At 59.2% G+C, this 22,157-nt stretch carries 30 protein-coding genes; 20 read left to right on the top strand and 10 right to left on the bottom strand.

Annotation, left to right across the window (positions count from 1 at the left end; translation table 11 throughout):
• The coding region (locus tag VE934_RS00795; RefSeq protein ID WP_324883329.1) for a penicillin-binding protein 1A at positions 1-1,957 on the bottom strand (1,957 nt) is incomplete at its 3' end.
• A 354-nt stretch (positions 1,958-2,311) separates the two neighbouring features.
• On the opposite strand from VE934_RS00795, the gene VE934_RS00790 reads away from it, so the two are divergent.
• Together VE934_RS00790 and VE934_RS00785 are read left to right on the top strand one after the other, a co-directional pair.
• Positions 2,312-2,620 (top strand): hypothetical protein, encoded by a 309-nt coding sequence (locus tag VE934_RS00790; protein ID WP_324883327.1) that lies wholly within the window; start codon positions 2,312-2,314, stop codon positions 2,618-2,620.
• A 77-nt stretch (positions 2,621-2,697) separates the two neighbouring features.
• Entirely contained in the window at positions 2,698-3,981 is a 1,284-nt protein-coding gene (locus VE934_RS00785; protein ID WP_324883324.1) for a phospholipase D-like domain-containing protein, read from the top strand.
• A 135-nt stretch (positions 3,982-4,116) separates the two neighbouring features.
• Here VE934_RS00785 and VE934_RS00780 read toward each other — a convergent pair whose 3' ends face one another.
• The 3 genes from VE934_RS00780 to VE934_RS00770 form a co-directional block, all read right to left on the bottom strand.
• Positions 4,117-4,650, bottom strand: a complete 534-nt coding sequence (locus VE934_RS00780; protein ID WP_324883322.1) for a GNAT family N-acetyltransferase — start codon at positions 4,648-4,650, stop codon at positions 4,117-4,119.
• A 5-nt stretch (positions 4,651-4,655) separates the two neighbouring features.
• Positions 4,656-5,237 (bottom strand): DUF2889 domain-containing protein, encoded by a 582-nt coding sequence (locus tag VE934_RS00775; RefSeq protein WP_324883320.1) that lies wholly within the window; start codon positions 5,235-5,237, stop codon positions 4,656-4,658.
• A gap of 84 nt (positions 5,238-5,321) precedes the next feature.
• Positions 5,322-5,873 carry a YidB family protein gene (locus VE934_RS00770; RefSeq protein WP_324883318.1) on the bottom strand — a complete coding sequence of 184 codons (552 nt, stop codon included), beginning with the start codon at positions 5,871-5,873 and terminating at the stop codon, positions 5,322-5,324.
• A 246-nt stretch (positions 5,874-6,119) separates the two neighbouring features.
• Here VE934_RS00770 and msrB point away from each other — a divergent pair, with 246 nt between their 5' ends.
• The 5 genes from msrB to VE934_RS00745 all read left to right on the top strand — a co-directional run bounded on the left by msrB (position 6,120) and on the right by VE934_RS00745 (position 9,543).
• Complete coding sequence (gene msrB / locus VE934_RS00765) at positions 6,120-6,608, top strand: peptide-methionine (R)-S-oxide reductase MsrB (RefSeq protein ID WP_324883316.1); 489 nt, start codon at positions 6,120-6,122, stop codon at positions 6,606-6,608.
• A gap of 2 nt (positions 6,609-6,610) precedes the next feature.
• Complete coding sequence (gene msrA / locus VE934_RS00760) at positions 6,611-7,324, top strand: peptide-methionine (S)-S-oxide reductase MsrA (RefSeq protein WP_324883314.1); 714 nt, start codon at positions 6,611-6,613, stop codon at positions 7,322-7,324.
• A 751-nt stretch (positions 7,325-8,075) separates the two neighbouring features.
• Entirely contained in the window at positions 8,076-8,432 is a 357-nt protein-coding gene (locus VE934_RS00755) for a VOC family protein (protein ID WP_324883312.1), read from the top strand.
• A complete protein-coding gene (locus tag VE934_RS00750; protein ID WP_324883310.1) occupies positions 8,429-9,031 on the top strand; it encodes a YdeI/OmpD-associated family protein in 603 nt (200 codons plus the stop codon). Before VE934_RS00755 ends, VE934_RS00750 begins: the two co-directional genes overlap by 4 nt.
• A complete protein-coding gene (locus tag VE934_RS00745) occupies positions 9,028-9,543 on the top strand; it encodes a GNAT family N-acetyltransferase (protein ID WP_324883308.1) in 516 nt (171 codons plus the stop codon). Before VE934_RS00750 ends, VE934_RS00745 begins: the two co-directional genes overlap by 4 nt.
• A gap of 33 nt (positions 9,544-9,576) precedes the next feature.
• On the opposite strand, the gene VE934_RS00740 is transcribed toward VE934_RS00745, so the two are convergent.
• On the bottom strand, positions 9,577-10,185 hold the full coding sequence (locus VE934_RS00740) for a TetR/AcrR family transcriptional regulator (protein ID WP_324883306.1): 609 nt from the start codon (positions 10,183-10,185) through the stop codon (positions 9,577-9,579).
• 101 nt (positions 10,186-10,286) lie between these two features.
• Between VE934_RS00740 and VE934_RS00735 the strand changes: the two genes are divergently transcribed.
• Positions 10,287-11,318 carry a saccharopine dehydrogenase family protein gene (locus VE934_RS00735; protein ID WP_324883304.1) on the top strand — a complete coding sequence of 344 codons (1,032 nt, stop codon included), beginning with the start codon at positions 10,287-10,289 and terminating at the stop codon, positions 11,316-11,318.
• Between the two features lie 47 nt (positions 11,319-11,365).
• On the opposite strand, the gene VE934_RS00730 is transcribed toward VE934_RS00735, so the two are convergent.
• Positions 11,366-11,605: a hypothetical protein gene (locus VE934_RS00730; protein ID WP_324883303.1), complete on the bottom strand. Its 240-nt coding sequence runs from the start codon at positions 11,603-11,605 to the stop codon at positions 11,366-11,368.
• On the bottom strand, positions 11,602-11,928 hold the full coding sequence (locus tag VE934_RS00725) for a histidine phosphatase family protein (protein WP_324883301.1): 327 nt from the start codon (positions 11,926-11,928) through the stop codon (positions 11,602-11,604). Before VE934_RS00725 ends, VE934_RS00730 begins: the two co-directional genes overlap by 4 nt.
• A 188-nt stretch (positions 11,929-12,116) precedes the next feature.
• Here VE934_RS00725 and VE934_RS00720 point away from each other — a divergent pair, with 188 nt between their 5' ends.
• Together VE934_RS00720 and VE934_RS00715 are read left to right on the top strand one after the other, a co-directional pair.
• A complete protein-coding gene (locus VE934_RS00720; RefSeq protein WP_324883299.1) occupies positions 12,117-12,305 on the top strand; it encodes a hypothetical protein in 189 nt (62 codons plus the stop codon).
• Positions 12,306-12,387: 82 nt separating this feature from the next.
• Positions 12,388-12,603 carry a BatA domain-containing protein gene (locus tag VE934_RS00715; RefSeq protein ID WP_324883297.1) on the top strand — a complete coding sequence of 72 codons (216 nt, stop codon included), beginning with the start codon at positions 12,388-12,390 and terminating at the stop codon, positions 12,601-12,603.
• Between the two features lie 91 nt (positions 12,604-12,694).
• Here the strand turns inward: VE934_RS00715 and VE934_RS00710 are convergent, their stop codons facing one another.
• Positions 12,695-13,750, bottom strand: coding sequence for a DUF4062 domain-containing protein (locus VE934_RS00710; RefSeq protein ID WP_324883294.1), 1,056 nt, complete (start codon positions 13,748-13,750; stop codon positions 12,695-12,697).
• A gap of 268 nt (positions 13,751-14,018) precedes the next feature.
• Here VE934_RS00710 and VE934_RS00705 point away from each other — a divergent pair, with 268 nt between their 5' ends.
• Positions 14,019-14,204, top strand: a complete 186-nt coding sequence (locus VE934_RS00705; RefSeq protein ID WP_324883292.1) for a hypothetical protein — start codon at positions 14,019-14,021, stop codon at positions 14,202-14,204.
• A gap of 66 nt (positions 14,205-14,270) precedes the next feature.
• Here the strand turns inward: VE934_RS00705 and VE934_RS00700 are convergent, their stop codons facing one another.
• Positions 14,271-14,828, bottom strand: coding sequence for a chlorite dismutase family protein (locus VE934_RS00700; RefSeq protein ID WP_324883290.1), 558 nt, complete (start codon positions 14,826-14,828; stop codon positions 14,271-14,273).
• 31 nt (positions 14,829-14,859) lie between these two features.
• Positions 14,860-16,047 carry a PLP-dependent aminotransferase family protein gene (locus tag VE934_RS00695; RefSeq protein WP_324883343.1) on the bottom strand — a complete coding sequence of 396 codons (1,188 nt, stop codon included), beginning with the start codon at positions 16,045-16,047 and terminating at the stop codon, positions 14,860-14,862.
• Between the two features lie 99 nt (positions 16,048-16,146).
• Between VE934_RS00695 and VE934_RS00690 the strand changes: the two genes are divergently transcribed.
• The 9 genes from VE934_RS00690 (at position 16,147) to nth (ending at position 22,155) form a co-directional block, all read left to right on the top strand.
• Positions 16,147-16,563 carry an LIC_13387 family protein gene (locus VE934_RS00690; RefSeq protein WP_324883288.1) on the top strand — a complete coding sequence of 139 codons (417 nt, stop codon included), beginning with the start codon at positions 16,147-16,149 and terminating at the stop codon, positions 16,561-16,563.
• Between the two features lie 9 nt (positions 16,564-16,572).
• Entirely contained in the window at positions 16,573-17,307 is a 735-nt protein-coding gene (locus VE934_RS00685) for a dienelactone hydrolase family protein (protein ID WP_324883287.1), read from the top strand.
• Positions 17,308-17,378: 71 nt separating this feature from the next.
• A complete protein-coding gene (locus VE934_RS00680; protein ID WP_324883286.1) occupies positions 17,379-17,963 on the top strand; it encodes a TetR/AcrR family transcriptional regulator in 585 nt (194 codons plus the stop codon).
• Positions 17,960-18,583, top strand: coding sequence for a hypothetical protein (locus VE934_RS00675; protein ID WP_324883284.1), 624 nt, complete (start codon positions 17,960-17,962; stop codon positions 18,581-18,583). Before VE934_RS00680 ends, VE934_RS00675 begins: the two co-directional genes overlap by 4 nt.
• Positions 18,564-19,295 carry a molybdopterin-dependent oxidoreductase gene (locus VE934_RS00670; RefSeq protein ID WP_324883282.1) on the top strand — a complete coding sequence of 244 codons (732 nt, stop codon included), beginning with the start codon at positions 18,564-18,566 and terminating at the stop codon, positions 19,293-19,295. Before VE934_RS00675 ends, VE934_RS00670 begins: the two co-directional genes overlap by 20 nt.
• Positions 19,285-19,707, top strand: coding sequence for a PaaI family thioesterase (locus VE934_RS00665; protein WP_324883280.1), 423 nt, complete (start codon positions 19,285-19,287; stop codon positions 19,705-19,707). The genes VE934_RS00670 and VE934_RS00665 overlap by 11 nt, the downstream gene beginning before the upstream one ends.
• Before the next feature lie 209 nt (positions 19,708-19,916).
• Positions 19,917-20,165, top strand: a complete 249-nt coding sequence (locus VE934_RS00660; protein WP_324883278.1) for a helix-turn-helix transcriptional regulator — start codon at positions 19,917-19,919, stop codon at positions 20,163-20,165.
• A 35-nt stretch (positions 20,166-20,200) separates the two neighbouring features.
• Entirely contained in the window at positions 20,201-21,517 is a 1,317-nt protein-coding gene (locus VE934_RS00655) for a type II toxin-antitoxin system HipA family toxin (RefSeq protein WP_324883341.1), read from the top strand.
• Positions 21,514-22,155 (top strand): endonuclease III, encoded by a 642-nt coding sequence (nth, locus tag VE934_RS00650; protein ID WP_324883276.1) that lies wholly within the window; start codon positions 21,514-21,516, stop codon positions 22,153-22,155. Before VE934_RS00655 ends, nth begins: the two co-directional genes overlap by 4 nt.
• Positions 22,156-22,157 lie beyond the last annotated feature (2 nt).

Genomic DNA, 22,157 nt, shown 5'->3' with positions numbered 1-22,157 from the left:
GCGGATGCATCAGGATGAACCACCCGTCGGTGTTGTCCTGCGTGGTGCCGGTTTTTCCCGCCACATCAGCCTTGATGCCAAAGCGGGTGCGAATTCCGGCGCCCGTACCCTGGTCAACCGCGCCGCGCAGCACATCCAGAAGGAGCTGGGCTGAAGACGTGGACATGGCCGTTTCTGCCACCTTGGGTTCAAACGCTTCCAGGACCACGCCGTCCCGGTTTTCCACAGACGTGACCACCATCGGCTCGACGTACCGGCCATCATTGGCCAGAGAGCCGTAACTGGCCACCATTTCTTTCAGGGTCACCGGGCTGGTGCCTAGCGCCAGCGACAAGACCTCATCCATCTTGCTTTGCCGCACGCCCATCAGGTTGGCAAGCCTTGCCACTTTTGCCGGGCCTACAACATGCATGGCCTGCGCGGTGATGGTGTTTTTGGAATACATCAGTCCCTCGCGCAGCGTCATCGGGGCGCCACTCGGGCCGCCGCCATCGCTGGGTCGCCAAAAAGTACCGTCACCCATCGGGATTTCAACCGCCTGGTCGAAAAACCCGTCGCTGGGACGTGAGCCATTTTCAAAAGCCGCGCCGTAAACAAAGGGCTTGAAGGTTGAGCCCGGTTGCCGGCGGGCCTGCGCCACATGATCGAACTGGTCCTGCTTGAAGTCCCGGCTGCCCACCCATGCCAACACATGCCCGTTTCCCGGGTTCAGCGCCAGAAAGCCGGCTTGCAATCGCGTCTTCTCCTCGTGCAGGGCCTGCATGAAGGCAGAGTCCGCCAGCAGCTGCGCCACGGCTTGCTCATCGGTCTGGCCCGCAGCAGTGGCAGCCTTGTACTGGGCGGTGTCTCGGACAAAGGTCAGCACAAGTTCTCTGGCGGGGCCAGGTTTGGCTCCTGCCTTCGCGTTCGCCTGCTTCCACCCCAGTGCAAGACGCGCATCGGCGTTGGCTATGGTTTGCAGCTTGTCTGCCTGCCGCGTGACCGCTTCATTGGCCATGGTCTGCAAGCGCGAGTCGATCGTGGTGCGCACCACCAGACCGTCTGCATAGATGTTGTATTCATTTCGGTCTGCCCACTCAATTACCCAGCGGCGCAGTTGCTGGGTAAAGTGCGGCGCGGGGCCCAACTCCGCGTCCTGACGTTCAAAGTCAACCTGAAGCGGCATCTTCTTCAGATCAGCCAGGTCGGCGGCGGGCAACTTTTGATGCCTGACCATCTGGCTCAACACGATGTTGCGACGCTGCAGGGCCCGCTCGGGGTTGAGCACCGGGTTGTAATAACTGGTGCCCTTGAGCATGCCGATGAGTGTGGCGCTTTGCAGCACATTCAGCGCATCGGCAGAACTGTCAAAATAAGTACGGGCCGCCATCTCGATGCCGTAGGCGTTGTACAAAAAAGGAACCGTGTTCAGATATGTCTCAAGGATTTCATCCTTGGAATAAACCGCTTCGATTTTCAGCGCCGTGATGGCTTCCTTGATCTTGCGTGTCAGCGTGCGGGCGCGGCCTACTTCTTCCGGGTACAGGTTACGCGCCAACTGTTGTGTGATGGTCGATCCGCCCTGCACATTGCCCTTGAAGGTGTTCAGGATCGCAGAACCGGTGCGTTTGACGTCCATGCCGCGATGAGCATAAAAGCGGTGGTCTTCGGTGGCAATCAGCGCTGCAAGCACGTTGGGGGAAATCTCACCGAGCTTGACCCAGTCCCGATTGGCGCGTTGAAAAGTTGCCAGCTCCTGCCCGTCTGCAGACAGGATGACCGAGGGCTTGGCGGCTTTTACCTTGCGCAGGTCGGCAATGCTGGGAGTAAAGGGAATCAGCGCCAGAACATAAAGCAATGCCAGTACCGGCAAGGTAGCCAGTCCCCAGGCAATGCCGCGAAAAGTTGGATGGCGCAGGCGCCCGGGAATGGTGGCAACAAACTGCCTGAAACGGGATTGGGGCGCGGGCGTATTCATGAGCGATGAGCCTAGGGCTGCGTCATGAACACCACTGTAGGACGGCGCGCAAAAAGTTGATCGGTCAGGTTGTCTGAATGACCACTCAGGGATCTTTACACAAGGAATAGGGCCCCGCCCCTTTAACTACGGGCGCTATCAGCTATTCTTTTTATAGCACCTGATCAAAACCAGAGCTTTCGATCCCGGTGCTCCGCATGCGCTGGCGCCACGGGAAATGTCTTACATCGATACGGGATGAAATTCCGCTCATCACGGCAAAACGGCGCATGGTGTCTGCGCGCAAGGTTCTGGTTCAATAAAACTTCATTCAACACACCACCCGGTTTCTGTCGGACCCTTGAGGAGATTCAGATGCGATTCGATATTTTCCAGTCCCGCGCCGATGCTCATGTCCGCAAAGCACGGGAGTACCTTCAGCAAGCTAACCTGGCGCGCATTGAGCACCAGGTGGCAGCCGACCACCACGCCGCGCTGGCCGAGATGTACAAGCAACGCGCGGCCTGGCTGGAAGAAGAAATCTCCAGCTCGGACACGGATTGCCGCCCAACACAGCGCCCCATGCCCAACCTCCAGAGCGCCGAGCCAACAGGGCGGCAAGCCGTTCTGAGCTGGCCAACGGGGCGCCGGCTTGACAACATGCAGATTCCCGAATCCGCCTGACACCGCCCATTTGCCGGGCGCCCTTTTCGGCGTCCGTGCCGCACTTTTTTCGACGACCAACAGGGAGCTAACGCCCAATGACAGACGCCTTAATGGACGGCCTTTCCTATATCCCTCTGCTGGTCTTTATTGGCGTCGTTGCGTTGTTGATCATCATCATCTGGTCCATCAAGCGCCACTTCAGCCCCAAGCTCAAAATTGAGTCCGACTCTCCCATTGATGAACTCATTCCCTCACTTGCAGGCCTGACGCTGAGCACCGCAGTACCCGGCAACTCTGTCGAGGTGCATGAAAACGGAGCGTTTTTTGATGTGCTGATAGCGCGTGTTGCCGCCGCGCAAAAGTCTGTCCACTTTGAAACCTTTCTCTGGAAAGACGGCGTGCTGGGCAAGCGACTGGCCGACGCCCTGTGCGAACGCGCCCGTGCCGGATTGCAGGTGCGCGTGTTGCTGGACGCCACCGGATCTAAAGGCGTTGGCAAGGAAACCCGGCAGCAGATGAAAGACGCCGGTTGCAAACTTGTTTTCTTCCACGAAAAGAAGTTTCGCAACATCGGCGTGCTGAATGAGCGAGATCACCGCAAACTTGCCGTGATGGACGGACGGGAAGCCTTTGTTGGCGGCCACTGCATCGTGGACAACTGGCTGGGCGATGCGCAGGACAAAGATCACTACGCCGATTTGAGCGTGCATCTTCGCGGGCCTATCGTGCACAGCATTCAAGCGGCCTTCAGCGAGAATTGGGGCGGGCAAACCGGCGAGCTGTTTGTGGGAGACGATGTTTTTCCCGAGCTGGAACCCGCTGGCGACATCCTGATTCATGCCGCATACGCCAAGCCGGAGGGCTCTGCCCCGGCGGTGAAAATCCTGCACCACACTGTGTTGTGCCTGGCCCGCAAGCGGATCTGGATTCAAAACCCCTACTTCATCCCCGAGCCCGAGGCGATTGACGCCATGGGTGCGGCCGTCAAGCGCGGCGTGGATGTACGCGTGATGATGCCGGCCACCAGCGGCTCAGACAACCCCATGGTGCAGCACGCCGGACACCGCAACTTTGAGAAACTGCTGCGCTGCGGTGTGCGTTTGTTTGAGTACCCGCATACGCTGCTGCACCAAAAGGTGATGACCGTGGACGGTGTGTGGAGCGCCATCGGCTCCAGCAACTTTGACGACCGGTCTTTTGACACCAACGACGAAATCACTATCGGCATCAAGGACGCCGGTATTGCGCAGCAGCTGGACGCGGTGTTTGAAAAGTACGCCCCCTTGTGCCAGGAGATTGAGCTGGAAGCCTGGAGCAAGCGCGGACTCTGGCACAAGGCCAAAGACAACATGTTTTACATGTTCAACGAGGTTTTATAGAACAAAATCGGCCGTTTGCCCTTTATTGGCGGCCATAGTTTGCTACCATTTGAGTAGCAACCTTCGGCAGTACATGCGGCATGGATCCCGGATCGAGCCCGGGATGACAGACAGGGATTTGCCGGGCCTTGAGCTTCAAACCTCCAACGCCTTGTAGAAATATGTCGTGTCGCAAGGCTCGCCAGCGGGCAATAACGCATAGCCCGGAATCACCCCCACCCGCTGCCAACCCGATCGCTCATACAGTCGCTCAGCTTCGCCGCTGGCGGTGTCCAGCACCAGAAGCGTCTTGCCGCACGCCTTGGCGGTTTGCTCTGCTGCGCGCATCAGGGCAGCACCCAGGCCCTGGCGCCGCGCCCTGCGGTGCACCAGCATCTTGGCCACATCGGCCCGATGCGGCTGGTTGTCGGGCTGGGCCAGTATCAGCTGCACCGTGCCAACAATGCCTTCCGCGTCTTCAGCGACAAACAGGGCACGCTCGCCGCCATCCACACCGTCTGCAACGCAGCGCCAGAAGGCCAGCGCATGGTCCACTGACAAGGGCTGCATAAAGCTGACGGACGCGCCGCCTTCCACGCAATCAACCAGCAACCCGGCCAGCCCCTGCAGTTGAGCGTCTGTGACCGACTGGAGGCGACGAACCGTGAGCGTTGCATTTTCTTGCGGCATTACTCTCAAACCTTTCGCTTCAGCGGCTGCCAGCCCGCAAACTGTGGATAGTGGCGCTGCACCACCGCCCCGTCAAAATGCCAGGCAATACATTTGCCCAGATGATAGGGCGGCGCGTCGCCCTCAAAGTCGGGCAAGCCAGCTTGCCGACGCGTGTGCGCGCGGTACACAGGAATCGTCTGGTAAGCCGCCGTGGCCATGTTGAAAAGCAGCTCACGCAGGTGTGTGCAACCACGGGTGCCACCCAAAGCTTTCTCAATCGCCTGCCGCCATCCGGGGCCCATGGTGGCACCCACCATCTGCTGCATTGGGTCGGTGCCCTGCTGGCATTCGGCAAACGGCGCATCGTCACTTGCGCTGACAATTTCCCGAATGGTCAGTGAGTCGTCCAGCGTAGCCCGGATTGCCATGCCATGAATGGGCGTGCCCGGCGGCATGGCACCGCGCTCAGAGCGTTCCAGCGCATAGGTCTTGGTGTCGGACATCTCGGCCTCGATGTCCCAAAGCCCATCCTCCCGCTGATAACCGCGGTAGACAACGGCGCGTGTGTGGAGATGGGTACGGGCTTGGGGTGCGGGCAGTGGCATGGCAACTTTGCTGAGGAAAAACCTCATTTTCGCTGACCACACCCTCCCCGCGTTTTTGTCCGCACGCGGCGGTGATGGCGCCGTTCAGCGAACCCGGTCCGCGTCCATCAGCATTTGCTCCAGCGAGGTAATGCCCCGGCCCAGCACAACATCAGAGTCATCGGGCACATTGCCATCGGGTGTCAGCTGGTTGACCATTTCCGGCATGATCTGCGCCATGCCTTGCGAGACCTCTTCGCTATCCACGCCCAGTTGCTGCGACAGGCGTGACAGCTCTTCATGGCCGACAACATCGTAAATGGCGTGAGCTGGCAGATCGTCGTTGGCGCCGGTAGACACCCAAGACGCCGCTTGCTGGCTGTAACCCTTCTGCTTGAAGCGCTCCAGCACCCCGCCCAGGCCGCCATTGCGTTGCACCCATTGCATGGCCAGCGGCAGCAACATGGCAATCAAGGCTCCGCCCTGGCCACCGAGTGCAGAACCCCTGCCACTACGCCCCATGCCCATCGCACCGCCCTGCCCCCGGCCCATCATGCCGCCCAACACGCTACCAAGGCCGCCCCCGCCCATGGAGCCCGCTTGGCCCCCGCGACCCAAAACGCTGCCCAAAACCTGTCCCAGAATGTCGTTGCCCATGAATAACTCCGTTGGTTGGTAATAAACAGTCAATCTACGGCGCAAAAAATGGCAGGGGCGTAGGTCTGTGCCGATAGTCACAGTCTGTTGAATGCCGCAATTGCGCCGCCTACCAGGGCCGACTGATGAACTTTCTCCCCCTCAGTTGACTCGGAAAGTAGCCGCACTACTGACGATTCCGTTGTAAGAAGCGGCGCATCCGCACGACCAACAGCAAGCCAGTCCTGGCTGCAAAGAAAGAAAACCATGAAGAGCCGCAGAAATATCCTCCTGGGTCTGGGTGCCGCCAGCGCATCCATCGCCGGTTTGCGCAGCATGTTCACCGCGCCGGCACACGCGGCACGCAGCTATGAACTGACCCGAACCGACGCCGAGTGGAAAGCCGCCCTTTCACCAGACCAGTACCGCGTACTGCGCAAGGCCGGTACCGAGACGCCCTACACCAGCCCGCTGAACAAGGAAAAACGCGCTGGCGTCTACAGCTGCGCAGGCTGCGCCCTGCCCCTCTTTTCATCCACCACCAAGTTTGAAAGCGGCACAGGATGGCCCAGCTTTTGGCAGGCGATGGATAAAGCCGTGGTTGAGGAGACCGACACCACACTGTTCATGAAGCGCGTGGAAGTGCTGTGCCGCCGCTGCGGCGGGCATCTGGGCCATGTATTTGACGACGGCCCCAAACCCACTGGCCTGCGCTACTGCATGAACGGTGTGTCGCTGACTTTCAAGGCGGCATGATCATGCGCAACGCTTCCATCTTCGTGTTCGCCGGCCTGCTGGCCGTTGGCGCCTGGTTGTACCTGGGTATGGGCAGCAGCTTGGCATCAGAAAAAGCCGTCAAGCTGCCGCCACCCGCAATCGACACCCCCGCATCGGCCGCGCGCGAGACTGCCGTGTTTGCAGGCGGCTGCTTCTGGGGCGTACAGGCCGTCTTTCAGCACACCAAGGGTGTTCTCAATGCCGTGTCCGGCTACGCCGGCGGGGACAAAGCCACCGCCACCTATTCCAGCATCGGCACTGGCCGCACCGGCCACGCAGAAGCGGTGCAGATCACCTATGACCCCAAGCAGGTGTCATACGGCAAGCTGTTGCAGATTTACTTCTCGGTTGCGCATGACCCTACGCAGCTCAACCGCCAGGGCCCGGACAGTGGCACGCAATACCGCTCGGCCATTTTTTACACGGATGCCAACCAGAAGCAGGTGGCAGAAAAATACATCGCCCGACTGGACGCCGCAAAAGCCTTTCCACAAAAGATAGTCACCCAGCTCACGCCATTGGCAGCGCCACTGGCCTTCTATCCCGCCGAGGCTTATCACCAGGACTACGCGACCCTCAACCCGCGCCAGCCCTACATTGCCCGCTTTGACCTGCCCAAAATCGCCAACCTCAAGACCATGATGCCGGAGGTTTATCGGGAAAAGCCTGCGCTGGTATCGCAGGCTGGCAAGTAGCGCGCAGCTTTTTTATCGCTCCCCGCTCGTCATCCCGGACTTGACTTGTTGTCATCCCCGACTCGATCGGGGATCCATGGCGGCGTACTACTGCTGGTGGTTCATGGTGCATGGATCCCGGATCGAGTCCGGGATGACGGCCAAAGAATCCCTTGCGGCGCGTGGAGGCGGGGACATGCACGTAACGCCAGCGGTAAGTCAGGGCACTTCATCGCAGGCTGGCAAATACCCCATCGATCAGGCAGTTCCCCGCCTGTCATCCCGGACCTGATCCGGGATCTATGTCTGCGATCTACGACTGGTGGCGCACGCTGCATGGATCCCCGATCGAGTCGGGGATGACGGCCAAGAGATCCCTTGCGGCGCGTGGCGGTGGGGACATGCACGCAACGCCAGCGGTAAGTCAGGGCACTACATCGCAGGCTGACGAATACCCATCGCGATCGGCAGTTCCCCGCCTGTCATCCCGGACCTGATCCGGGATCCATGTCTGCGAACTACGACTTGTGGCCCACGCTGCATGGATCCCCGATCGAGTCGAGGATGACAGCCAAGAGCGGTCACTTCAAAAGCCACTAAGGAGTCTTGCACCGATGCTTAAGAACAAAATCCCGACCTAGCCCTTTGTTGACGGCAATAGTCTGCTATTAATTAAGTAGCAACAAGAACACGGTGACCAACAGCAACTTGCCCGGCACGCACCCGCACCACCTTGGGCACAATGGCGGCTTCCGACAGACAGGAGTGATCAATGTCCACCACACCAGAAAACTGCCGCATCAATTACCTTGAATTCAACGTCGCTGACATCAGCAAGTCCAAAGCCTTCTACGGCAAAGCCTTTGGATGGACTTTTACCGACTACGGCCCCGACTACACAGAGTTTTCTGACGGCGCCATGAAAGGCGGCTTTACCACCCAGTTGGCGCCTTCCCCCGCAGGCGGGCCGCTGGTCGTGCTGCTGGCCGACCACCTGGAAGCCGCGCGTGAAAGCGTCATTGCAGCCGGAGGCAACATCAGCACCGACATCTTTTCTTTCCCGGGCGGGCGCCGCTTTCACTTCAAGGATGCCGATGGTTACGAGCTGGCGGTCTGGTCCAAAGAATGAAGGAGCAGGCTGAAGAAACGCTGCAACTCGGCCTGCAGGCCGAGTGGGCCCAGTGGCTGGTCCAGCACCACGCGGAGTCCAGGGGTGTATGGCTTCGGCACGCCAAGAAAAGCGCACCAGTGTCCACCGTGACCTACGCCGAAGCGCTCGAAGTCGCCCTGTGTTTCGGCTGGATCGACAGCCAGAGAAAAGGTGACAACGAGCATTACTACCTTCAGCGCTGGGGCCCTCGCGGCAAGCGCAGCATCTGGTCCAAAGTCAATCGTGACAAGGCACTTGGCTATATACAAACCGGCTTCATGCAGCCCTCGGGTCTGGCAGAAATTGAACGGGCCCGGAATGACGGCCGTTGGGACGCGGCGTATGACCCTGCAAGCAAGGCACAGATTCCGCCCGATCTGCAAGCTGCGCTGGACGCGCAGCCAGGCGCGTCTGACTTCTTCGCAACCGTCAGTGCGCAGAACCGTTATGCGGTGCTGTTTCGCCTGCAGACCGCCAAAAAGCCTGAGACACGGGTAAGGCGCGTTGGGCAGTTTGTGAGCATGCTGGCGCGCGGAGAGACGATCTATCCGCAAAACTCAGCGAAGAAAAAAACATGAAGACGCAACACATCTCCTTCCGCCCACTACAAATCAGCGATCTACCCATGCTGCACGCGTGGACGCAGCAGCCGCACTGGACAGAATGGTGGGGTGACCCCGGCACGCTGGAGGACATTGAGGCGGAGTACGGCCCGTTGATTGCCGACACGACCGAAGTGCAACCCCATATCGCCCTGTTGGACGGCCAGCCCTTTGGCTACATCCAGTCTTACGTGGCCATGGGCTCAGGCGATGGCTGGTGGGAGGATGAAACCGACCCCGGCGTGCGCGGCATCGACCAGTCGATTGCAGACCCAACCCATCTGAATCAAGGCTTGGGCACAGCCATGGTGAAAGCCTTTGTTGCGAAGCTGTTGGCTGACCCCGCCGTTACCCACATCCAGACCGACCCCGCCCCGCAAAACGCTCGCGCCATCCGTTGTTATGAAAAGGCAGGCTTTGAAGCGGTGGGCGAGATCAGCACGCCAGACGGCGCGGCGCTGCTGATGGTGTGCAAGAGGCAGGAGTAACTCACCGACCGTGAAACTCCCCCGGCGAGGCGCTCAGCGCTCTTGCGCAGCGGCGATCAGCGCCAACCCTGCCGCCACCAGCGAGTGCACCGGCCCCTTTTTGCCGAGTAGCTGGCCGTTGACATAAGCCCCGTCGATCAGCAGCACAAGCTGATCGGCCAGCTGATCCGGCTTTCGTATGGCCATCGCCTTTACCAATGCGCTTAAACGGCGCTGCAACTCTATCTTGTTTCTGGCAGCCACCGCCCGGGCGGGATGGTCGGGCGCTGGAAACTCCGTCGCCACATTCAAAAACGCGCAACCACGGTAAGTTGGCCCCGCGATGTGATTGGCTATCCAGCGGAAATGCGCTTCAAGCTCCGCCCTTGCATCGCCCTTCGCTTTTGCGGCGACAGTTTCCCAGTCGCGCCAGTATTCGGCATCTTCACGCTCCAGAAAGGCAACCACCAGATCGTCTTTAGTCGCAAAGTGCCGGTACAGGCTGGTCTTGGCCACGCCTGAGCGCTCAACCACCAGATCGACCCCTACGGCTCTGACGCCTTCTTGATAGAAAAGCGTCGCCGCCGTTTCCAAAACGCGCTCTCGCACGCTGAGTGCGCCACGCTCTTCAACCGCAACATCGACTACTGATTTTTTTGTCATTTCAAACTTTCTTGACGCGCTACAGATCTGTACTGTACACTTATTCAAAGAGTACAGATCTGTAGCGTTTTGCGGCAGAGGCTCTTGTTAAAGGAATCGTGATGACATCAAACCAGGCTGTGGCGGTTTACGGCGCTTATGGGCACACCGGGCGCTTTGTGGTGGCAGAGCTGCTGCGGCGCAGCTGGACGCCCATCTTGTGCGGGCGCGACGCAGAAAAACTAAGCGCCTTCGGGGCACAACACCCCGAGCTTGCGCAGCGGGTAGCAGCCAGTGACAACCCCGCCGCGCTAGACAACGCGCTTAAGGGTGCAGTGGCAGTGATCAATTGCGCTGGCCCTTTTGCCAGCACCGCCGCACCGGTGATTGAGGCCGCTTTGCGCGCACGCATCCCCTACCTGGACGTGGCGGCAGAGATTGAGGCCAACCTCGACACCATTGCGCAATTTTCCCACCGCGCACGCGAGGGCGGCATTGTGGTTGTGCCCGCCATGGCCTTTTACGGCGGGCTGGGTGATCTGCTGGCAACAGCAGCCATGGGCGACTGGGCAGAGGCCGATGAAATTTCCATCGCCTATGGGCTGGACAGCTGGCTACCCACTGCCGGCACCTTGCTGGCAGGCCAGGTCTCCAGGCAGCGCCGCGATGGACGGCGGCTTGTGTTTGGCAACGGCAAGCTGAACTACGCCACAGGCGCAGCGCCACCGGCTGAATGGACTTTTCCCGCTCCGGTGGGAAAGCAGCCCGTGATCAGTGAATTCACCATGGCAGACACCGTAACCATCTCCCGTCACCTCAAGACGCCCGAGATTCGCTCTTATATGACAACCGCAGCCGTCAAAGACCTGACCGCCCCGAACCAGCCGGCGCCAACAGCCAGCGACGACAGCGGCCGGTCGGCGCAGACATTTGTGGTGGAGGTGGTGTTGCGCCGGGGAAGCGAAGAGCGCCGAGCCTTGGCCAGCGGGCGGGACATCTATGCGTTTACCGCGCCTCTGGTCGTGGAGGCGATGGAACGTGTGGTGAGCGGCAAAGTCAAGACACCCGGTGTTTTCACTGCCGGCGAGGCATTTGATGCACGGGCTTTTCTGGAGGCGCTTTGTCCCGAGCACCTCGCATGGCAAGTAGGGTGAGTTTTCTTGGATTCGGACGGTTTAGTTGCCTACAGAGATTGATCTGGTTAAGGCGCCACCGTACCGACCACCTTGAGGCGGCCATCAGCCGCAGGCCGCAGCACAACACCTTCGGCCGAGGCTGGGCTCACACCGGTTAACGCCGAGATGTTGACCTGGTGCGTCACCACCACCAGGGTACCCGGGCCACGCCAGCGCGACAGGATGGCCCTGGCCTGCGCGGTCTGCGAATCACTGGTTTCAGACGACGCGCGAAAAGATGAATTGAAAGCAGGCTCGTCCTTCACCCCGTCACCAAAGCCAGGCGGGCCGTCTCACGCGTGCGGCACCACTGAGATGTCAGCACCGCGCCCACTGCAATCTTGCGGCTGCGGAACTGCTCCCCCAGCTTGCGCGCCTCTGCCCTGCCCTTGTCATCCAGGTTGCGCTGCGTGGCGCAAACATTCAGCTTGAACTCGGCCGGGTCACCGACGCCGGGAGCCGTGGCATGACGGAACAAAACAATCGCGCCCGGCTGGGTCGATTCGGACCAGGCGTCTGCGGCGAAAGCGGATGAAGCCAGGAAAGCAGCACCCAGAACAGACGCGAGCAAAGGAATAAGGGCTTTCATGCCCACAGGCTATCAAAGTAGTCTTATCCGAGTATGTGGCCGGTGTACCCAAGTCAGGCAGGGATAGAGCGTGGGATCTCTCCCACAGGAGCTCGGGTGATGCGATGGTGGCTATGGGCGCGTAGAGCGCGCACTGTGGAGTCACGGGGCCTTAAAAGGCCGCGCCTTCAAATCAACTCAGGAACACCATGACAGACCCACGCAACATCGCCCACGACAAAAAGGTTCAGCAAGAAAAGAAACACCGCGGCGAAGAGATCGCTCCGGGCGCAGAGCACGCCGTGCAGCCTGGCAAAAAGCCAGCCATGGAGTCGCGTGAGGACCCCACTACGGCCGATGACGAATCTTCTGCAAAGGACGACAAGTCCGCAGGGTAAATTGCCGGCTTTTCCAGTTGGTACGGCCGGGCTTTGGCCTGGAGCGATTGCCTGCCGGGCGCTTCCGGGGCAAGATAAGGCCATGTTTTTTCTCTCGCCCCACTTCCTCTGGCTTATGCTTGCCCTGCCCCTGCTGCCGGTGTTGTATCTCTGGCTGCTGCAGCGCCGGGCCAAGCTGGTTGTGCGCTACAGCAGCCTTGCTACAGGAAGGCATTCCCGCCGCGATTCCCGTGAACGAGTGTTATGTAAGTGGCCGGTGTTGTTGGGGCAACCGGTGGAAGCTGAAATTGACCAGTGATTACTGAGGCGGGGCTTAAGCACTGCTTGCCTGCTCCAGGAAAGGGGGCGATGGGAGTAGTGGCGCTTGAAGGGGTTGGCGCTTGGTCTACCTAGTCAGGTTGATCGTCTTTGGAGATTGTTCCTTCGGCGACAGGAGGTGTGCTAGGTACCACACCTGCCTCTAAAGCAAGTCGGCGCGACTCTCTCATAACTTGTTTTCCGAGCAATGTTAACGTCCAATACTTTTCCTTATCCTTGACGGAATGGTTTTTCTTGGACGGCTGAATTAAATCTAATGCCGAAAAATCAGCAATGAAACCGGAAACTATGTTGGTACCGACAGGATGGTTATGAAAATAGCCTGTGCCCATTGCCCCCAACGCGATGTTTTGCGAAATACCAAGGTTGGAATTTTCAGAAATTAAGTTGGGCGCACACCAATTGAACACGTCCATCAAAGTGCACGCTTTGGTCTCGGCCTCATCCCATTTAGGTGTTTTTCTAACCCTAAATTCGATCTCATTTTTCGTCAGCACGTTGAAGACATGTAAGACTTCGTTTTCTGACTCGTTACTTTTCGTCAGAAGACTCTCGTACTTTTGCCGAAGTACTGCGTTTTCCCCACTGAGTCGCGTGAGTTCGCGTGTCACTGCGGGATCGGCAACCTCATCGGCTCTAACCCAACCGACGCGAGGATTTGCAACAATCGATTTAATCAATGAAATTGATACCTTCGCGTGCAAATCATCTGAGTTTTTCCAAAACTGAATAAGCCTGCCCTTAACTTTTGTTTTAAATTGGTCCAACGCTTTCTTTTTCTTTGCGTCTTTTTCAACTTTATCTCCCGGCCACAATGCTGACGAATCCACGATGAACCCAAGCACAGGAATTCCTTTGGATTGTGCGTAGTGATACTCCTTCTCCGTGTAACTCACTCCCTCTGGAGTTACCGATCCATATTGGTGAGCAATTACAAGAACGTAATAGTCAATAAGGTCAATCTGATTTTTGATAATCTGCCATTGTTCTTCATCGGCTGCGCTAAACATTTCCATGCCTACCGGTATGTGTCCCATTTCTAGAATCGCTTTAATTACCTGGTCCCGCTCTGCCTTCAGGTCTTCGTACGTGGAGCTGACAAAAATTTGATATTTTTTGGTCGTCATAAATGCTTCTTTTTGTTTGGGTAACTAGGGGGCTATAAATATTAAGGACAGATAGTAGACCTTTTGTTACACATCGCCCTCATCTAAATAGAGGGGGCGGCACAGCAAAGTGCTGGCCTGTGGGACGGAACGCGACTCAGAGTAGCGAGTCGGGACCCCTCCCACACAAGCTCAGGCATTGGAGCCGTATCGCCCGGCTCCTCCGTCGCGCACTGTGGAAGAACAGATTCACTCAGCCCCTGCATTTCCACAACACCATAGGACCCTCATGACCGACCCGCGCAACATTGCGCACGACAAAAAAGTCCAGCAGGAAAAGAAACATGGCGGTGAAGAAATAGCTCCCGGTGCAGAACATGCCGTCCAGCCCGGCAAGAAGCCACACATTCAGACCACGGATACGCCGGACACGGGCGGCGAGACGGTTGGAAAGGACGAGCACTCTGCGGGCTGAGCGACCTACTCCCGAGACGGAAACAGGCTTTTTTATTTCATGGCGTCACTTCCCCCGACGAACCCCTCAATCACGAACCAGTCGAATATCGACCTCCCGCTCGATATACGTCCACTCCGGCGAAGCGCGCAGCTCAGTCAGCATGTTGGTGAAGCTGTACTTATGCTCAGGAGCAAACTCGAACCACGTCAAAAAGTCAAAGGGTTCACTGTCCGACAGGTCCCGGCAGTGATGTAGCCTTCTGGCTACGGCGGGAAGGTATTGCAGGCCAATCCGGGTGTGGTGAGACTGCTCTTCAAAAATAGCGCGTCTCTCGTCCTGCGTTAGCGTCCACCAGGCCGCACTTTTTCGTATCGGAATGAGTGCAGCGCAAGTGGCCTCCGGTCGGCCCAGGCCCTGCTGTTTGGCCAGCAGTTGATCTTTCTCGCTGCGCTCCACATAGCGCTCGTTGCTGGTGATGCCCCTGAGCACCCAGTCTGACGCTGAGTCGGTTTCAGCCACCAGGTCGGGCACAACATTGAGCCTTGCCGGCTGTGCGACAGGGTCACCGGCCATCACCCGCGCACTGATGACGCGCCATTGGCCAGTATTGCCGCCTATAAATGAATAAAGCCGAGAAGTCATGTGTGTGCCTTTCTACCAAGGCTACATGCAACTACAGTGCCAGCTTCAGACGACCAATGCCTTGCTCGATTTTGGCGACATCCGCAGTAGCAAAACTAAGCCGGAAAGTCGACGCATCGGGATTGCCCGCATAAAACGGCGCCCCAGGCACAAACGCCACGCCCTGTTCAATCGCCTTCTTAGCAAACTTAGCCGCGTCTTTGGTCTTGCCGCCCGCTCCGGTTAACCGCGCCCAAAAGAACAAGCCGCCCTGCGGTTGTGTGAACTCCACCGCGTCACCCAGCTCACGCTTGAGGGCTGCGCCCATGGCCAAGGCGCGCTCGCCGTAGACTTTGCGCACATTGGCCAGGGTGGCGGGCATGCGGCCTGCCTTGAGGTATCGCGCTGCGGTTGCCTGGGCGAAGGTGCTGGTGTGCGCGTCGCTGAACTGTTTGCACATCGTGGCGTTGGCCAGCAGCTCTGCCGGGCCAATCATCCAGCCCACGCGCAGGCCGGGGCTTAACACTTTGCTCATGCTGCCGCAGTGGGCTATCAGCTCGCGGCTGCGGGGCACGTCTTTGCTCAGGCTGAGGATGCTGGGGGGCGGCGCGGCGTCGAAGTACAAGTCGCCATATGGGTCGTCCTCCACTACCAGTGTCTGGTACTTAACTGCCAGCTCCAGCACTTTCTTGCGGCGCTCCAGGCTCAGCAGTGCGCCGCTGGGGTTGCCGAAGGTGGGGATGAGGTACACAAACTTGGGTTTGTGCTGGGCGATGAGTTTTTCCAGCTCGTCCGTTTTGACGCCGTTGGCGTCGATGGGGGCGCTGATGAGTTCTGCGCCGTAGAGGCGAAAGCACTGTATGGTGGCCAGAAAGGTGGGGCCTTCCACAATGACCTTGTCGCCGGGGCTGATCATGGTTTTGCCGAGCAAATCAAGCGCCTGCTGGCTGCCGGTGGTGACGATCAAGCCATCGGGCGCCACATCTACACCTTTGGTGCCCATGAAAGCAGCGAGTTGTTCGCGCAGGGGGTTGTAGCCTTCTGTGGCGCCGTATTGCAGCGCGCCGCCTGCTTCTTCAGTCAGGGCCTTGTTGGCGGCTTCTTTGATGCCTTCGACATCAAACATGGCGCTGTCGGGGAAACCGCCTGCAAAACTGATGATGCCGGGCTTGCCTAAGAGCTTGAACAGCTCACGGATGGCGGATGTTTCTACGTTGTTCAGGCGGTCGGCAAATTGCAAAGGCATGGTGGTCTCTCTTTCTGCAAAGCATTGTCGCCAATTTGCGCGCAGCTTTCCCGCGTGACAGGTATTGGGGATGAGAAACGGCAGAATGGCGGCATGAACACACCCGCCCTACTCATTGCCGCCAGCGCGGCCGTCATCCTCTTTCTGGGCGTGATGCATCTGATATTCACCTTCTACGGCCCCAAGTTTGACCCGCGAGATGCCGAGCTGAAGGCCAGGATGATGACAGTGTCGCCCGTGATTACCCGCCAGACCACCATGTGGCGCGCGTGGATTGGTTTTAACGCCAGCCACTCTTACGGCGCCATTTTGTTTGGCGCGGTGTGGGGCTACCTGGCGCTGGCCTACCCGGCCTTCTTGTTTGAGTCTGTGTTTTTGCTGGCCTTGGGCTTGGTTGCGCTGCTGGGCTATTTGGTGTTGGGCAAGATCTACTGGTTCAGCACGCCGTTTCGCGGGATTTTGCTGGCGACGATGCTTTATGTTTCTGGGCTGCTGGTTCACTTTATTTGAGGTGTACGCATGATTGAGAAACACCTGGATATCCCCGGCGCTGATGGCGCGATGAACAGTTTTGTGGTGCACCCCGAAGAAGGCGGTCCACACCCGGTGGTGCTGTTTTATATGGATGCGCCCGGCAAGCGGGAAGAACTGCATGACATGGCGCGGCGCATTGCGGCAGTGGGGTACTACGTGGTGTTGCCCAATTTGTATTACCGCCGCACGCGTGACTTTTGGCTGACGGAGCCAACAGAGACGCAGATGGCCACCATGTATGAACACATGACCTCGCTCACCAATGCCATGCTGGTGCGCGACACAGAGGCCATGCTGGCATTTATTGATAGCCAGCCGCAAGCCGATGCCAGCCGCGTGGGTGCTGTGGGCTACTGCATGAGCGGGCCGTTTGTGATGGCGGCCGCAGCTTCCCTGCCAGAACGCATCAACTGCATAGCCAGCATTCACGGTGCCAACCTGATGACAGACCGCGAAGATTCACCCCACCTGATGGCGCCCAGGATCAAATGCGAAAGCTACTTTGCCTGCGCCGAAATCGACCGGTGGGCCCCGCCCGAGATTGTGCAAACGCTGCAACAGGCACTGGTAGCGGGCGGCACGCCGCATCGCATTGAGTGGTACCCGGGTACCGAGCACGGTTTTGTTTTCCCCACGCGCGAAGGCATTTACAACCAGGCAGCTGCCGAGCGGCATTGGGAGCGGCTGTTTGATCTGTTCAGGCGCACCCTGCAAGCCTGACTGTCGCTGGCTCCGATGGGGTCTCCAGATAGCGCTTGACTAGAGCATTACTCTGGAGTGATACTCTATACATGGACGCAACCTCGACCCGATCAAAACTGCTGGACGCCGCCACCAAGGTGTTTTTAGAGCACGGTTTGACCGCCGCCTCTATGGACATGGTGCGCGTGGAGGCAGGTGTTAGCAACGGCAGCCTGTACCACCACTTTCCAACCAAGGCGCTGCTGGCCGATGCGCTGTATGCCCATACCCTGCGCGACTTTCATGCCACTCTGCTGACGCCCATAACCAATGCCGCCACAGCAGAGGCCGGGGTGAAGGGCCTGGTCCGCGCCTATATCCAGTGGGTACTGCAACACCCGGAGCAAGCGCGCCTGCTGCACAAGCTGCGGCGTAACGATGGCATGACAGAAAGTGGAGAGCGTGGCGCCGCCAATGCCGATGCCTATGGGGCGCTGGCCGTGTGGGTAGGCCAGCAGGTAGAGGCCGGCGAGATGCGGGCCATGCCCTTTGCGGTCTGGATGGCGCTGGTGTTTTCACCATCGCTATCACTCACCCAGCATTGGGTAGCGCAGGACAAACCCGCGGTGCCGCTCAAGGTGCGCGCCGCGCTGGAACATGGGGCCTGGATGGCCGTTGCAGGAGATGCCCCATGACGCTACGCAGACTTCACGCGCTTTCAGCGATGGTAATTACCGCCTTTGCCTGTCTGCACATTGCAAATCACCTGGCGGGTTTGGGGGGTGCTTCAGCCCACATTGCTTTCATGGAAACAGCCCGCGTGGTCTACCGGAACCGCGCGGTTGAATGGGTGCTACTGGCCTGCGTTGGATTTCAGATCATCAGCGGGTTGGTGTTTGTCATCCGCGGCTGGAAGCAGCGGCACGGCGGCATTGCCTGGCTACAAGCCGCATCGGGCGCCTACCTTTCATTCTTTCTGGCCGTTCACGTAGGTGCGGTTTTGTTCGGACGCGCTGCGCTTGGCCTAAACACCAACTTCTATTTCGCAGCTGCCGGCTTTCACGTGGCGCCGTTTCAATTTTTCTTTGCGCCCTACTACTTCCTGGCTGTACTGGCACTCTTCACGCACCTGGGTTGCGCCGCTTACTGGCAGTCAGAGGGCCGCCCGCGGTTGGCAAGGGCTTTGATGGTTGTTGTGCCCTGCGCAGTAGGCGCCGTTATCTCACTACTTATTGTGCTGTCGCTGGCCGGTGCGTTTTTTCCTGTTGATATTCCGGCGTCTTACAAGGCAAGCTATGACCCATCCACACTCTGAGGCACCCCCCCTTCCGCCTGGCCAAAAAGCGCGGTCAGATTTTCCACGCTTTGGCCTGGCGCCCTATGCACGGCGCTTTCCGCGCGACGAGAAGGCGCGCGTGCTGACGCTCTCGGGCGATGCGCTGGAGTCCGTGACTATTTCTTCTGCACTGGAAGGACTGGAAAGGGTTGAGCAGGTCAGCGACTTTCATTGCGTCACCACCTGGAGCCACCGTGCGCTTCACTGGGGTGGAGTGAGGTTCTCTGACTTTTACGGCTTGCACATTGCACCCCGGGTGGACCCCGCCATTGGCGTGCGCTGGGTTGTGCTGAGGGGGCAGGATGGTTACCAATCCCGCATGCTGCTTGCTGACCTGCTGGCCAATGATGTGTTGCTGGCCGACACGCTGGATGGCCTGCCACTGACGCTGGGCCACGGTGCACCACTGCGCTTGGTGGCTCCCGCGCACTACGGCTATAAGTCGGTCAAACACCTGAGCCACATTGAATGCTGGCAGGCCGAGCCCAAAAGCGTCCAGTCGACCTTTGCCTTCATGAATCACCCGCGTGGCAGGGTGGCGCTTGAAGAGCGCGCGCAATGGATGCCGGGCTGGCTGTTGCGCCATGTTTACAGGCCGATGATCAAACCCAATGCGGCGCTGTTTGCCAATGCAGCGGCCGAGCACGCGGGCACCCGCCCCGACACTACTGGAGATTCCCATGCCCACTAACCCAGCCACTGACATGCTCGCGCAAGGGCAACAGATTCTGGCCCTGCAGCCTTTCAGCGTCATGCTGAACGCGCGACTGGACGCGTTTGAACCGGGGCATGCGGAGCTGTCGGTACCTGTGGCGCCCGCGCTGCTGCAGCAACACGGCTTTGTGCACGGCGGTGTGCTGTCTTACCTGGCCGATAACGCCCTCACCTTTGCTGGTGGCTCGGTGCTGGGGGATTCGGTTACGGCGGAATACAAGATCAACTACTTGCGACCCGCCAAAGATGCAGAGCGCCTGGTGGCCGTGGCCACGGTAGTGGGCAGCGGCAAAACGCAGGCGGTGTGCCGGTGTGATGTTTTCATAGTGCGCGGGCGAGAGCGCACTCTGTGTGCCGCGGCGCAGGGGACGATTCGCAAGGCGGGTTGAGAAAGCTGTCATCCCCGGCCCCGACTGTCATTCCGGGCTTGACCCGGGATCCATGCAGCACGATCCACCGATTGGAGTTCACCACCATGGATCCCCGATCAAGTCGGGGATGACAGATAAAGGTCAAAATTTGACTACTTTTAAGGAGTAATTTGACTTAACTACTTTTAAGGAGTAAATTTTAATAACTACCTTAAAGGCGTATTTCCATGTACTCAGTAGACACACCCCAGCAGCTACGCACCATTCTGCGGTCCATGCGTCAAGCAAGCGGTCTCACGCAGGCGCAATTGGGCGAAAGAATTGGGGTGACGCAAAAGCGTATCGCACGCATTGAGGCTGCGCCCGAAGTGACGGCCTTTGACCAGATCGCGCGCATGGTGGCGGCCATGGGCTACAGGCTGGTGATCGACGAGCCAAACAAATACAAGGTGTCTGAACCAGGGGCCACGTGGTGACGCCGCGCCGCCCGCGCAGCAAGCCGCAAGACAGCATGCTGGGTGTGTGGACTAACGGAGAGCGTGTGGGCACATGGTCCATCATCGACGGTGAGCACCGCTTTCAGTACGCTGATAGTTGGCCTACGTCTCCTGCGGGGCGACCGCTGTCGCTGTCCCTGCCCCTGACACCGGACAATGTGCCACACCGGGGCAATGTGGTTCTTCATTTTTTTGACAATCTGCTGCCAGACAGCGACACCATTCGGCGGCGCTTGCGCGACAAGTTTGGCACCGGCAGCACCGACACCTTTGCCCTGTTGGCCGCCATAGGCCGCGATTGCGTAGGTGCCGTTCAGTTGTTGCCCCTTGGCGAAGAGCCCAAAGGCTTTGACCGCATTGAATCCGAACCGCTGGACGAAGCCGGTGTGGAGCACGCCATCAACACGGCAGTCACGGGCGGGCGCGTTATTGGCATGCTGGAGGCCGATGACTTTCGAATCTCCATCGCTGGCGCCCAGGAGAAAACCGCCCTGCTCTGGCATGCCGGCCAGTGGAGGCGCCCGCTGGGCGCTACGCCCACTACGCATATTTTCAAACTCCCGCTAGGCCTGGTGGGCAATATGCGGGCGGACATGAGCGACTCTGTAGAAAACGAGTGGCTGTGCGCCCGCTTGCTAATGGCCTTCGGTATGCCCGTGGCCAACTGTGAGCCCGCAGTTTTTGGCAAACGCAAGGTACTGGTGGTTGAACGCTTTGACCGCGCGCTTCAGTCTCCCCCATCTGGCACCGAATGGCTGGCGCGCCTCCCGCAAGAAGATTTTTGCCAGGCACTGGGGGTGTCTGGAGAACGCAAGTACGAGTCCGAAGGCGGCCCCGGCATACGTGCCATTCTCCGCCAGCTTGAAATCAGTACCCGAGCCGACGAGGACCGTCTCACCTTCGTCAAAGCCCAGCTCGCCTTCTGGCTGATGGCTGCCACCGACGGGCATGCCAAAAACTTTTCCATCTTCCTGGAGCGTGGGGGCGGTTTTCACATGACACCGCTGTATGACGTGCTGTCGGTCTGGCCCATCATTGGCAACGGGGCCAACGAGCTCAGCCCGCGCCGCGCCAAATTGGCGATGGCCCTCCGTAGCAAAAACACGCACTACCACCTGCATGAGATCCACACCCGGCACTGGCAAACGCTGGCGCAGCAAAGCGGCGTGCCCGAGGCCTTTGACCACATGGTTGCGCTGGTGCTCCAGGTGCCCGACGCGCTGGAGCGGGTGGCGGCGGAGTTGCCGCCCGGCTATCCGGCGCGGGTGTTCAAGCCCATTCGCGCGGGCATGCTGGCCCAGGCTGAAAAATTTATTGCAGAGCTCCCATGAAAACCGCCGACATTGCCCCGTTTTTTGCAACGCTGAAGGCCGCCAACCCGATGCCGGTGACCGAGCTGGAATACACCAGCGTGTTTGAGCTGCTGGCCGCGGTGCTGCTGAGCGCCCAAGCCACCGACGTGAGCGTGAACAAGGCTACGCGCAGGCTTTTCCCCGTGGCCAACACGCCGCAAAAGATTCTTGACCTGGGTCTGGAGGGGTTGGAGAGCTACATCAAGACCATAGGCCTGTACCGCAGCAAGGCCAGGCATTTGATGGAAACCTGCCGCATGCTGGTGGAGCAGCACAACAGCGTGGTGCCACGCAGCCGCGAAGCGCTGGAGGCCTTGCCCGGCGTGGGCCGCAAGACGGCCAACGTGGTGCTCAATTCCGCCTTTGGCGAAGCGACCATGGCGGTGGACACGCACATCTTTCGCATGGGAAACCGTACGGGCCTGGCGCCGGGGAAGACGCCGCTGGAGGTAGAGCTGAAATTACTTAAGCGCATTCCGCCTGAGTACCTGGTGGACGCGCATCACTGGCTCATCTTGCACGGCCGCTATGTTTGCGTGGCGCGCAAGCCTATGTGCTGGCAGTGCGCCGTGGCGCCGTATTGCGACTACACGCCGAAGACGCCGGTGCCGGAGTGAGA

This window comes from Polaromonas sp. (assembly GCF_035638815.1).
GTDB lineage: Bacteria > Pseudomonadota > Gammaproteobacteria > Burkholderiales > Burkholderiaceae_C > Polaromonas.
Note: the sequence above shows the minus strand (reverse complement) of the source record. Positions and strands in the feature narration are given on the sequence as shown.